Annotated in this window: 6 protein-coding genes; 2 read left to right on the top strand and 4 right to left on the bottom strand. The window is 58.8% G+C overall.

All coding sequences use genetic code 11. The features are described from left to right. Positions 1–4: 4 nt before the first annotated feature. The 4 genes from AC1MDC_RS11595 to AC1MDC_RS11580 form a co-directional block, all read right to left on the bottom strand. Positions 5–1519: a glycosyltransferase family 39 protein gene (locus AC1MDC_RS11595; RefSeq protein WP_480393032.1), complete on the bottom strand. Its 1515-nt coding sequence runs from the start codon at positions 1517–1519 to the stop codon at positions 5–7. Then, positions 1516–1914, bottom strand: a complete 399-nt coding sequence (locus tag AC1MDC_RS11590; RefSeq protein WP_326491537.1) for a GtrA family protein — start codon at positions 1912–1914, stop codon at positions 1516–1518. The genes AC1MDC_RS11595 and AC1MDC_RS11590 overlap by 4 nt, the downstream gene beginning before the upstream one ends. Before the next feature lie 84 nt (positions 1915–1998). Next, positions 1999–3504, bottom strand: a complete 1506-nt coding sequence (locus AC1MDC_RS11585; RefSeq protein WP_480393031.1) for a glucosyltransferase domain-containing protein — start codon at positions 3502–3504, stop codon at positions 1999–2001. Positions 3505–3673: 169 nt separating this feature from the next. Further along, positions 3674–5095, bottom strand: coding sequence for an amino acid permease (locus AC1MDC_RS11580; RefSeq protein ID WP_234205909.1), 1422 nt, complete (start codon positions 5093–5095; stop codon positions 3674–3676). A gap of 499 nt (positions 5096–5594) precedes the next feature. Here AC1MDC_RS11580 and AC1MDC_RS11575 point away from each other — a divergent pair, with 499 nt between their 5' ends. Beyond that, the gene (locus AC1MDC_RS11575) at positions 5595–8738 is read left to right on the top strand and encodes a transglycosylase domain-containing protein (RefSeq protein WP_227233429.1); all 3144 of its coding nucleotides are present in this window, start codon (positions 5595–5597) and stop codon (positions 8736–8738) included. Between the two features lie 150 nt (positions 8739–8888). After that, positions 8889–13913: an NEL-type E3 ubiquitin ligase domain-containing protein gene (locus AC1MDC_RS11570; RefSeq protein WP_480393030.1), complete on the top strand. Its 5025-nt coding sequence runs from the start codon at positions 8889–8891 to the stop codon at positions 13911–13913. Positions 13914–13941 lie beyond the last annotated feature (28 nt).

The raw sequence follows: 13941 nt of genomic DNA, 5'->3' as shown, positions 1-13941 counted from the left end.
GCCCTCACTTGTGAACAAACAAGCGGGCTTCGATATCACCTCCGTCAAGGCTCCGAATCTTGATCCATTGGTTCGAGAACAAAGAGAGATCTTTGGCATTCGATTTGTGCGCGACCCACCACACTCGTTTTGCATCCAGCGCCCTTATCGAATCATCATCAATCAGCATTGATTGTTGCGGTGCCGGGATCAGCGCCCATCCCGAACGATCCGGATATCCGGAAAGCCGTACACTTGTCATCCCTACAAAAATCTTTGGTGATATGCCCGTTTTGTTGTAGTTCGCGAACGGCAAATACCAATACAGATTGTCAAACACGATCTCGTCGCCTGAACGGCTCTGGGCATTCAAGGCAATCGCCAGTGCCTCCATCCCTGCACTGTTGTTTCGACGCCTGGAGAGGTCTGCCATTCCCTGAAGTTCGCCCAGTAGAAACGCTGCCATGAGCAGCAAGGCAAGTGTCCGTCGACGATGCCACCACTTATCAATAGCCACCGCAACGATCAATGGAATCGCGATAGCTGCAAAGTAAAAGTAGCGGAGGATAAACGCTGGTTTCACCAGGGAAATCGCTAGCAAAAACAGCAATGGAATAAAGAAATATCCCACCAAAAGCCAGGCATACCGTCGTGAGTCACGATGTTGCATCAGTACGGTAAACGCGCAGGCGATGATAAAAACAGACGGCCAGACTCGCCACCATGTCGCCCAGCTTACTGACTCGCTCGTACCGGTTATTTGCCATATGAGGGTAAATACCGATTGCCAGGTGAGCGGCGCTATCCAGCCGAAATCCGGTCGGCTGAGCAGTTGATCAGTCAGTACAGGCAGCCAGGGCACATACAGTAGAACGATCATGCCGTTAGCCAGAATCCAGGCACGCCCCCCAATTGCCTTGTCTTGAAGTTCGGAGCACGTTTTCCACCAGAAAAGCCAATGAATGGCTACGCACAGGAACGCAAAGTAATGCGTATAGAACGCAGCAACCATCAATAAAACATAGGAAATCGCAAACCGTTTTTTTTCGGGTGCCCGTGTCCAACACACCAGAGCCATCGTTGCGCCAATCAGCCAAAACCCCAGCAGGGTATACATTCGGGCCTCCTGACTGTAGCCGGCGGATAACGGCAGCAACGCCAGCAGCAACGCAGCAATCCAGGTGGCCCGGCGCGTGGAAATCAGGCTCATCAACCTGACACACAACAACAGCGTTCCCACATCCGCCAGCGCACTCATCGCCCGGGCCGGCAGTGCTCCCTCCCCCCACAACATCACCCAGTAATGCAGCAGCACGTAATACAGTGGAGGATGAACATCCAGCGCAGTCAGTGCCAAAATGCGCGCTGGCGTTTCGCGTGCGAGCAACAGACTGTAGGCCTCGTCATACCAGATACTCGGCACATCGATGGCGTAAAACCGCACGATCAGGGCGAGGAATACAACCGCCAGAAGGGCCAGTCTGTCGATCCTCAAGGAAGTGAACCCCGCGGAGGCCGCAACGCTCGCAAGGCTTTTCATGTCTGACGCCGCCGAAACAGCACAAACCGGAAAAAGCAGTACCCCAGCAACAGATTCAACAGCGAAAACACGGACACCGTCGCCAGTCCCGGCAAATTCCGCGCATCACCGAACTCACCTGTGCCATAACTCAAAACGCCCATCACGCTCATGAAGCCCAGATAGGCCAGCACTGACGTTCCAGTCTCGAATGTGTAGAGCGCGTTCATGTAAAACGAGAAGGCGGCGGCGATACAAAACGCGGCGAAGTTACTTGCCGACTGAGTCGCCTGAACGGCGCTGGTCAACACGAAAAAAATCTGCCAGTGAATCAACATGCCGCCGAGGCCGATGGCCGTTTGTGCGGAAAACCCTTTCCACAAGATTCTCATCGCCAATCCTTGCTGTCGCGGCAACCGTCGAGTGCTTCAAGCTAGGGCAGAGCGTGAGCAGGGTCTACTGTCAGAAATTACAGGAGGGGGGTGGTTTCAGACCGACGGTCACCATTGCAGCAAGCGGCCATGGGGCGGCTCCTTCATGACGATGAAACCGTAATCACCGATCAGATAGATGCGGTAATAGAGTCGATCAACCAAGGCTGGAAACCCCTGATAGCCGACGCGGGTGGCGTTGCGCCGCTCGCGCTCGGCAACCACGTTGGTGATGCCGGTGGACGGCAGGTTTTCCGCGAGCATGAAGTAGTCGATATTCAGCAGATAGCGCAGTACCGGTAACTGTTTGAATGTGCCCGTCGCACTTGCCAGCCAGCGATCGGAGTAAGTGACCGACATATAAATCCGTTTGGCGTCGCGCAGTTCGCGATGGGAAGAAATGTCGTGACTGAGGCTGTAGAGAGCACTGTTGGCGAAGGTCTTTTCCATCGTCAGTACTCGCCCGTAAGCGAAGGACAGCGACAACGTGGCCACAAGCGGAATCGCCAACAACAGGGGCAGCCGCGAGTGCAGCGACGTCAATCCGGTACAGGCCAGATAGAACAGCAACATCAGCAGCACGCCGAACCCCATCAGGGTACGCGCACCTTCATTGAAGTCGCGAAACAGCAGCGTCATCCCCGGTACCAGCAGCACAACCAGCGGCAATGTCAGCAGGCAACTGAAGCTCAGGAGCAACCCCTTGGCGCGCGACATGTTGCGCTCACGAATCTGCCGCCCCAACTGCACACCCCCGAACACGGCACACAGCACCAGCCCGACAAACACCACCGTGTAGCCGCCGTGAAACAACAGCGCGACCTTCTCCATCACCCGACCGATATTGATGCCGATCTGCAGCAGCGGATCAGCGCTCGCGTCAAGCAATTGCGTGCGTGCCGAGTCCGTGAACGGATAAGCCGTGACGCTGTAAATCATCACGGCCAGCAACAGTTGCGCCAGCCGCCAGCCTGACCGGCACCAGAGTTCACCCCACGGCACTCGCCGATGAACATTGCGCAGCAATTCCACGCAGCACAACCCGAGAAACACATTCAGGCTGATCTGATACAACCCGATCGCCAGCGCCAGCAACACCGACGGCACCAGCCAGCGCTGAATGCGTGAAGCGCCGCCAAACGTGATCGCGTAGATCACCGCGACCAGACTCAGCGCCATGCCGGCCCCGTCGTATTGATAGGACAGGTTCTGCAACAGGAACGGGTTGTACCAGAGCGGCAACGGCACCAGACAACAGGCCAGCGTCGGTTCGGGGAAATAGTGGAAGGTCAGCCGGGTCAGCGCGAACGACATGGCCACCGTGGCGAGCAACAGCGGCAACGGGAAAATGTTCGGCGCAGCGCCAGTGAAAGTCAGCGCTTGATAAAACCAGTCCATGAACAACCGCCCCTGCCGCGCCCAGGCATTGCCGGCAGCGAGGGTGCGCCAGTTGTCGTCGATGTAGGGAAAGTCGACGAGGATCAGCGGCAGGATGTACAGCATCGTGGCGAGCAGAAAGAACAACACGACCTGACGGCGGCCGAGTTCTCGTACGAGAAAATCGCTGATCCTCATACCTGCGCCTCTGTTCACGGCTGCGCTGGAAACGACGTAGATAAACCTTCGAACATGACTCTGAATCAGAAGTCGTTTTTTGCGGCGCTTTCAGACCAGCGGCATCACTTCGTCCCATGAAAAAGCCCCGGACTTTCGACCGGGGCTTTCAGGTTTCAGCGACAACGAATTACGAAGCCGAACGCATCGCGCCCTGTACCGAATCCTTTGGTTGCAACTTGAACACATAGAACAGAACGGTCAGCAGGACCAGGAACGCCGGGCCTACATACAGCGCCACGCGAGTGTCCGGGAAATACGCCATCAGGCCGACCACCAGCACCAGGAACGCCAGCGCCAGATACGAGCTGACCGGGAACAGCCACATCTTGTACTTGAGACCTGCACGTTCGCTGGCGCTCAGGCCTTTGCGGAATTTCAACTGGGCCAGCAGGATCATCACCCAGGTCCAGATCGCGCCGAAGGTAGCAATCGAAGTCACCCAGACGAAGACCTTTTCCGGCACCAGATAATTCAGCAGCACGCCCAGCAGCAGGGCGAAGATCGACAGCAGCAATGCCCGACGCGGTACGCCGTTGCCCGAGGTGCGAGCGAAGCCGGCCGGCGCCTGGCCGTTCTGCGCCAGGCTGTAGAGCATGCGCCCGGTGCTGAAGATGCCGCCGTTGCACGACGACAGCGCGGCGGTGATCACCACGAAGTTGATGATGCCGGCGGCAGTCTTGATGCCCAGACGTTCAAAGGTCATCACGAACGGACTGCCCTGGGTGCCGATTTCGTTCCACGGATAGATCGACAGAATCACGAACAGTGCGCCGACGTAGAACAGCAGGATGCGCCAGAACACCGAGCCGATCGCATTCGGGATGGTCTTGTGCGGGTTCTTCGCTTCGCCGGCGGTCAGGCCGATCATTTCCACACCGAGGTAGGCGAACATCACCATTTGCAGGGACATCAACACGCCCGTCACGCCGTTGGGCATGAAGCCGCCGTGGGCCCACAGATTGGAAATCCCCAGTGCCACACCGTCGTTGCCGAAGCCGAAAGCGATGATGCCGATGCCGCCGAGCACCATGGCGATGATGGTGACGATCTTGATCAGGGCGAACCAGAACTCGAATTCACCGAAGGCCTTCACCGCGATCAGGTTGATCGAACCCATGCTGACCAGTGCCGCCAGCGCCCAGATCCAGCGCGGCACATCGGGGAACCAGATGCCCATGTACACCGCCACCGCCGTGATTTCGGCGACGCAGGTCACCAGCCACAGGAACCAGTAGTTCCAGCCGGTCAGAAAGCCCGCCAGCGGACCGAGATAATCCTGTGCATAACGGCTGAAAGAACCGGCGACCGGGTTGTGCACGGCCATTTCGCCGAGGGCGCGCATGATCACCAGGATCGCCAGACCGCCGATGATGTAAGACAGCATGATCGCCGGGCCGGCCATTTCGATGGCCTTGGCCGAACCGAGAAACAGGCCGACACCGATGCAGGCGCCGAGCGCCATCAGGCGAATATGCCGTTCACCGAGTTCGCGTTTGAGCGGGCCGCCTTGAGCGGTTTCGCCATGGGGCGGGTGATTGCCGACTGGCATGGGGGACTTCCTCGTCTTGTTATTGGATGTGACCACCGAGTGTTCAAGCGTCGGCCGATAAGCCTGCGCCTGGGTCAAAACCGGCCCTGCTTCGTGGGCAGGACCGTCCCGCAGAAGCAACCTGCGGGATCAGCGGGGCGTGCAGTATAAAAAGCTTGCGACAGGTTTTTTCACTCTATAAGGCATCTGATTCAGACGTAAACCTCGTCAAATACGCGGCTTACGAGACAAATCGTCCTGCATTTTGAGGATTATTCACCGCGCAAATGGGCGCCGAGTATTGCACAGCAATGGTGCAGCGTCATGCCGCGACCAAAGTCGCATCGACCTCAAGACCTCTCTGTTCCGGCCCTTTCAGGCTTGCAATCACTTGCCGGAGGGTGGCAGCCGGATTTGCAGATTTGTTCAGGGTGCCCTCTTCACAATTTTTTCACCCACGCCAACCACCGACTAAGCTTCAGACAAGTCCGATCAATCTGCGTGAATGGATCAATCGACTATGGGCGCTTTGTGGCAAACCGATTCGAGTGAAAAAGTGGTTCCGACTGAACGTGTGGATGAAGCGCCTGTCCCTGAAAAACCCCGTCGTAACCGGCATGGGTGGAAGGCTTTCTGGCTCCTGTTGGTGATCATCGCGATTGTCGTGGGTCTGGCTGCGATGAAGGAAATGCGCACCTCGCGATTTCAGTCCCGCGAGCTCAGCCAGTACGCCGCCAAACTCAAGTACGAATTGCAACCGGGCCCCAGCGACGCCATCCGCTATCCGGGCAACGGGCCGTTCGACCTGCGTCTGGGCTACAGCTCGCTGGACGAGTTCCTGCCACGGCTGATCAAGCGCAACTACGTGATCACCGAACAGACGCGTTTCTCCCCGGCCCTGCTCAACTACACCGACAAGGGCCTGTTCGTGCCCTATTCCGAAAAGATCCAGGCCGGGTTGTCGATCACCGATTGCCGCGCCGCGCCGCTGTATCAGTACAACTACCCCCAGCAGCTGTATTCGAGTTTCGACACAATCCCGCCCGTGGTAGTCAACAGCCTGTTGTTCATCGAAAACCGCTTTCTGCTCGACCCAAAGCAACCCTTGGCCAACCCGGCGGTGGACTGGCCGCGCTTCGGCATGGCCGCGTGGTCGCAAGTCGCCAAGTTGCTGCACTTGCCGGGGCAGTCGGCCGGTGGCAGTACCCTGGCGACGCAACTTGAGAAATATCGTCACTCGCCCGATGGCCTGACGGTGTCCGGCGCGGAGAAGATCCGCCAGATGATTTCCGCCAGCGTGCGCGCCTACCAGGGCGGCCCGGACACCTTGCAGGCGCGGCAGAACATCATTCGTGATTACCTCAACAGCGTGCCGCTGTCGGCGGTGCCGGGGCATGGCGAAGTACACGGCATGGCCGAGGGCCTGCGGGTCTGGTATGGCGCCGATTTCAACGAGGCCAACCGCAAACTCTCGAGCACTGAAACCGATCCGAAGAGCATGGCGGACAAGGGCCTGGCCCTGCGCGAAATGCTGTCGCTGATGATCGCCCAGCGCCGTCCTTCGCATTACCTGACCAAGGGCCGCGAAGAGCTGGTCGAACTGACCAACAGCCACTTGCGCGTGCTCAAGCAGAACGGTGTGATCGACGCCACTCTCGCCGATGCGGCGCTGGCCAGCACCATCAGCTACCGTGACTGGCAGACCCAGCCGACCATTCAGCCGATCGAAACCAACAAAGGCATCAGCGTCGCCCGCAGCCGGTTGGCGTCGATGCTCAACCGTCCGCTGTACGACCTCGACCGTCTAGACCTGTCCGCTACCAGCACCTTGCAAGGCGAGCTGCAGACCCAGGCCACCGCCTACCTGAAACGACTGGCCGACCCGGCCTACGCCACCGAAGTCGGTCTGATGGGTGAACGCCTGCTGACGCCCACCAGCACCACACAGGTGCGTTACAGCTTCACCCTGTTCGAGCTGACCCCGGACGGCTCGCGCGTGCGGGTGCAGACCGACAGCACCGATCAGCCGTTCGACATCAACGAGGGCAGCAAGCTGGAACTGGGCTCCACCGCCAAGATGCGCGTGCTGACAACCTACCTGCAAATCATCGCGGAGCTGCATGACAAATACGGCGCCATGACCGGGCCGGAACTGAAAAAAATCGACGTGCCGGATCAGGATCGCCTGAGCCGGTGGGTGATCGACTACCTGATCCAGAACAAGGATCACGATCTGTCGAAGCTGCTCGGCGCCGCCCTCGACCGCAAATACTCGGCCAGCCCCGGTGAAGCGTTTTTCACCGGTGGCGGGCTGCATGTGTTCCATAACTTTCGCAAGGAAGACAACGGCCGCATGCCGACCTTGCGCGATGCCCTGCGCGAGTCGATCAACCTGCCGTTCATTCGCCTGATGCGCGATCTGGTGCGCTACACCACCTACTCCGGCCCCAACAACAGCGCCGAACTGCTCAAGGACGACCGCGACCCGCGCCGTCAGGAATACCTCGCCTCGTTCGCCGACCGCGAAGGCACCTCGTTCCTGCTCAAGTTCTGGAAGAAGTACAAGAACAAGGACACCCAGGCCCGCCTCGACACCTTCCTCGACAGCATGCGCCCGACGCCGATCCGCATGGCCGCCGTGCACCGTTACCTGCTGCCCGAAGCCAGCCAGGAAGACTTCAATACTTTTGTCCGCTCGCACCTCAAGGGCGTCAAAATCACCGAAAAACTCACCGACGAACGCCTCGAACGGCTTTACCTGGCCTACGGTCCCGGTACCTATGACCTGCCGGACCAGGGCTTCATCGCCAAGGTCCACCCGCTGGACCTGTGGCTGATCGGCTACCTGCTCAACCACCCGGACGCGACCTGGAGCCAGATCGTCAAGGCCAGTCAGTTCGAGCGTCAGGAAGTCTACAGCTGGCTGTTCAAGAGCAAGCACAAAGGCGCCCGCGACAGTCGGATCCGCACCATGCTGGAAATCGAGGCGTTCCTCGAGATCCATCAGCGCTGGCAGAAAGTCGGCTATCCGTTCGATCACCTGGTGCCGTCACTGGCCACCGCCATCGGCAGCTCCGGCGACCGCCCCGCTGCGCTGGCCGAGCTGATCGGCACCATCCTCAATGACGGCGTGCGCATGCCGACCCTGCGCATCGACAGCCTGCACTTTGCCGCCGGCACGCCTTACGAAACGAAACTGGTCAACGACCCTCATGTCGGTAAACGGGTGATGCCGTCCGAAGTCGCCACGGCAATGCGTGAAGCGTTGTCGCAAGTGGTGGACTCGGGAACGGCCAAACGTGTTTCCGGCAGTTTCAAACTGAACGATGGAACACCGCTGACCATGGGCGGAAAAACCGGTACAGGCGACAACCGAATCGAGGCCATCGGTTCCGGCGGGCGCATTCTGAGTTCCAAGTCGATCAACCGCACCGCGACCTTCGTGTTCTACATCGGCGATCACCATTTCGGCACGCTCACGGCGTTCGTTCCAGGGCGGTCGGCGGAGAGCTTCAAATTCACCTCGGCCCTGCCGGTGCAGGTGCTCAAGGGCATGGCGCCGATCCTGATGCCGTATCTGCAACCCGGCAGCGACTCGCAATGTCGGCCGTCGCCCGTTTCTCAGGTAGCACTGGCGAACCTGCCATCGCTTAACACCGAATGAAGTTGCGGGGGCAATAACTATTTGTTTTATGCATTCCAATATTCAATCGTTCCCCTGTCTGGCTCGCACTCGAGAAACAAACTTTTGAACTAATCCTCCGCATACTTGAACGTTAGGCTCAACATTCCTGACTTATTCAAGGCTGCACCCATGACTGCAAAAACCGAATACAAAGGGCAACATTACGAATTAATCAAATCGCGGATCGATCCGGTTTTTACCGATATGAAACCGCATCACGGCGAAGTATTGAAAAATATAAAACCGCGTCGTGAATACTGGATGCAGCCGCGACTGGCCAGCGTCCATCGCAGTGCCTGGGCAGCCCGCAACGCTGCCGACAAGGCACTGGCCCGACTGAAAGATATTCACGCGTTTGCCGAACCGTTATTGAGGACACGCTTGCGGGAGAAAACCGGCATCGACGTCGATATCAGGAATACATTTCTGATTCTGTATCGCGAAAGCAGATCGCCTTGGTACGTCAGAAATATTTTGAGTGGTTCAACCTCAAGAAAAATTTCATTGCTCGAAGCTGCCCTGAACAACTTCGCCTATAACGAAACTTACGCATCGAATTCCGCGTTCGTCCTCAAAATGCAACTTGTAAACGATCAGTACGACATTTCCCCACTGGATCGACTGATGACCGTGGCCCAATTCCAGACGCTGTGTCGCGAACTGGATATCGGCAGGCTTTATCAGGCACATCTTCAGGAAATGCTGTTGAACGACGACCCGGTAGCGCGCAGTTACGTAAAGACGCAGGTCGTGCAAAGCCAGAAGGCCGCGCTGCGGGTGGCCGCACGCGTGGCGCTGGCAAAGAAAGACATCGACCGTGAAGGTGTGCAGCTGATCCGTGCCCTGCTCGACGGTCGGGTGGCACTCAGGCTCGGCCAGCAGCGGATGCAGGCTTGCGAGCTGACCATCATGGATCTGAAGATGACCGGCATCCTGATTCTGCGCCCCGACCCCGGGTATCCGCTGTCCTCGTCGCGGATCATCGCCTACGTTCCGCACGACCCGGAACATCCGTTGAAAGAATACGCCACCCACCTCGACTTTCTGACCGAGCTGACTCGCCAGTTGCAGAAGAACGACACACTGCCCTCCACCGGAGGCAGCTACTGGCAGTTCTTCAGCCAATTCGTCGATCACAAGGACCGCGGGTATTTCTTTGCCGATCTCAAGCAGCGTCTGCTGCATGTGAAATGGTATCCACACAAACGTGGAGACTCACGTCCTTCCTGGCGCGAAACACCGGTCAGCCATCCCAACCTGCAATACGGTGCGATACCGTTCAGCGGTGCCTTGTGGGAATCGCTCTATCAGCGCCAGCTCGACAAAATCCTCAACGATGCGCGCAACATCGCCGTGCCTACCGCCGATGCGGACAAGAATGCTCGCGCAGACTGGTGGGCGAACGCTTTCGCAATTGTCCAGGACATCCTGAACGTGGCGGTGATGGTGGCTGCACCCTTTGTGCCTGTCGTCGGTCTGGCAATGCTCGGCTACACCGCCTGGCAATTGACCAATGAAGTCATCGAGGGGGCGGTGGATCTGGCACTGGGTCATTGGGAAGAGGCTGCGGAACATGTGGTGGGAGTGGTCAACGACGTCCTGCAACTGGCGGCGTTCGCCAGTGGTGCGGTGGTCGCCAGGCCGTTTCTGCTGAAGTTTTCGCCGCTGATTGAAAACATGAAAGCCGTACGCTCGTTCGATGGCAGCACACGGTTGTGGCACCCGGACCTCCAACCGTACGAGCTGTCGCAACCGGCCTTGCCGGAGGGCGCCAGACCGGATGCCCTGGGTCTGCACCAACATGCCGGCAAGACCATTCTGCCGCTGGAGGGCAGGCACTATTCAGTCAGGTTCGACCGCGAAAGCGGCCAATACCGTGTCGAGCACCCTTCCCGACCGCAGGCTTACTCCCCGCGGCTGCAGCACAACGGTGCGGGGGCCTGGACTCACGAAGCAGAGACCCCGCATGACTGGGATGGCCCGCAACTGATGCGACGTCTGGGGCACTCGGTCGACGTTTACAGTGATGTCGAACTGGAAAGGATACGTCGCATCAGTGGCACGCCGATCGACGCGTTGCGCCGGATGCATGTGGAAAACAGCCCGCCACCGCCCCTGCTCGAGGACACGCTGAACCGCACCCGTATCCGCGAGGAAACAAAAGGGCTCGGCGAGCGCATTCGCAGCGCAGAGCCCCTTCCCCCGGATTCGCACTGGTTTGACCGAATGATCACCGACATGCCTGGCTGGCCAGCCGACAAGGCCGTCAAAGTCTGGCAAAACAATGATCTGACCGGCGCTTACCGGCAATACGGCAACCCCCTTGCGTTTGATCATCAGACGCTGTCCATCGGACTTGACGACGTATTGGACAACCGCTTGCCCGAGCGAGTGGTGGAGTTCCTCGATGACGCCGACATGCAGTCACTGCTGGGCGGGGACTATCCCAAAGCCCGGCGGGCACAGGTCTTGCGCAATCGATTGGCCGACGCCGTGCAAACCCGCGAAAGCGAAATTTTCGACTACCAGTACCGCTTGAGAAACCAGGCCACCGATGCCGGGGCCCAGTTGATCCAGCGCCATTTCCCTCCCTTGTCGGCACGAATCGCCGAATCGCTGACAAACGAGGCGACAGCCGCCGAGCACAACATCATGAGCGAGCAGCAACACATCCCTTTGCGCCTGAAAAGTCAGGCCCGGGAAACCGCGTTCGAGGTACTCGCCACCCGGGCCAACGAGGGATTGCATGATCCGGCATGGCTGGTGCCGGATACCGAACGTCTCACGCTCGGCGCGCTGAGGATCTACACCGACACGTTCTCAGACTTGCGCATAGAGGTTCGCGAAGGCACGCATGACGGCCGGTTGCGAAGCAGCGCCGGCCCGGACGATGCCACAACAGTGCGCAGATTGATCCGGGATGAACACGGTCGTTATGAGGTACGCGACGGTGAGAACAACAAACTGCACGACGCTGCTGACTTCTATGATTCCATACTGGCCGCCCTGCCCGAAGGCAAACGCCGTGCACTGGGCTATCGCACGGGCCAGGGGCAATCGTTCAGACAATGGGTGATGCTCTGCACCGAAACGCCAGCCGAACGCAGGACAATCCTGGCACGCTCCCCGATCCGTCCTGTTATCCCGCTGGAAACCGAGCTGCTGTTGCGCGGACCGAGGCTGTCCAAGGCGCCGCTGACCGTGGAAGAAAAAGTCGGAAATCTCTATCCGCACTTCAGCGAAACAGAAGTGGCGACGTTCGCCCGGTCATTGCAGGCCACCGGCGATGCCCACTGGAAAATCGCGCGGCTTGAAAGTGAACTCACGACGCTGAAGCAAACACTCGACTCTTGGGCATTCAGGTTCCGGAGCCAGGGTGCCCCCGTGGACTTCGAGAACATGGGCGTCCCGCAAACCTGGTGGGAGTATCAACACAAAGGCGGACGCTTCCTTGCAGAGCGTCTGGTGGAGTGCTTCGAACGCAGGTCCGAGGTGTTCCAGGAACGCAGCATCAGCCTTGAGAGCGGCTACGCGCTGGACTTGTCGAAAGAGATGCTGCCCCATGACCTCCAGCAATGGTGGGGGCAATTACCGGACGGCCTCAAACCCTGGCTCGATCAGATCACGACACTGAATCTGGACGGCCAGAGTTTTTCTTTAACGGCCGACGGCCTGCTGAAGGATTTCCCTCAACTGCGTCAATTGAGTGCCAGACACTGCAACCTCAGGACCCTGCCCGCCGGCATCGACCGGATGCAGCGTCTGGAAACCCTGCGTCTGAACAACAACCTGTTGCAGCTGACGCCTGCCAATACTCAGCTTTTGAACACGCTGACGCGCCTGGAAACCCTGAGACTGGACAACAACCCAATCAGCATGCCCCTGTCGGTCGGGCGCATGCCGAGGTTGCGAATCCTGAGTCTGATCAATACACAGATCGACAGCTGGCCGCTGGGCCTGTTCGATGTTCCCCGCCCCCGAGGGTTCTTTCTTGATCTGGGCAACAACCCGCTCAGGTACATTCCCGAAGTGCGGCCCGGCTCCGATGAGGCTTACCTGATCGCCCGCACGCGTGTTCGTCTGGAACAAATGGCCAGCCAGGCACGCTCCACTTACGAAAGCTATCGCAGGTCCGTGGGTCTGCGTCCGTCACACACTTACGCCACCGTTGCTGAAGACTTGCTGGAGCAATGGCCGACTTCCATGGACACCGAAGTGGCTGATGAAACGCCCGGCATCGGGGCGCTTCGTCCGGAAGCGTGGCATGACCTGGCGAGTGAACCCGGCTCCGACGGCTTCTTCCAGGTGCTGCAGGGTCTGACCCGTTCTGCCGATTACGAACTGGGTGGAGAGACACTGAATCAGTTGACCGAGCGTGTCTGGCGAATGATCGACGCCATGAACATCGATACCCGGCTGCGCGAAGAACTGTTCCTGATGTCGACTGACCCCGAAGGTTGCGAAGACGCCGGCGCCCAGTTGTTCAACAGCATGGGAATACGCGTGCTGGAATCGGAAGCACGCACTTATTCCAGTTCTCCCGATGAGCTTGAACGGCGACTGGTGACACTGGCCAAAGGTGCTGCGCGCCTCAGGCAAGTCAACGAGATTGCCCGGGCCGATATCGCGGCCCGCCAGGGCACAGCTGACGATGTGGAAGTCCACCTGGCCTATGAAACCGGTCTGGCCAGACGCCTTGAACTGCCCTGGCAATCCGAGGCCATGAAATTCCGTGCGATCGCCGGGGTCACCGACGAAACCATCGATGCGGCCGGCGACAGGATTCTCGATGCTGAGGCCGATGGCGGTCTGGTCGACCAGATGCTCGACCAATTTTTCTGGGATCGTTATTTGCGTGAAACCTGGTCGGGAGAAATCGAAGCCAACGCGCGCGTGTACCAGGAACAGGTCGACCTGCTGATCGATTTGCAGGAAGCCCAGGAACGCTGGAGCGAAGGAAAGGATCGCTCCCCCGAGCTCAGACGCACCCTCAGTGAATTGGCTCAGCGCCTGTCGATCCCGGAGGATCTGCTCTTCACAGAGGAAAAAACCAGTCAGATGACCTTTGACGATTGGCTTGAAAGCATCGGTCGGCAGGAAAAGGCACTGAAACAACGGCTGACCCGCGAGGCCATGGCTCGCGCGGGGATCTGAGCCGCTGCGCACCCCTTAAGGCAACCGG

The sequence above is a fragment of the Pseudomonas sp. 1 genome (assembly GCF_056626735.1).
This window is presented reverse-complemented; position numbering and strand designations above follow the sequence as displayed.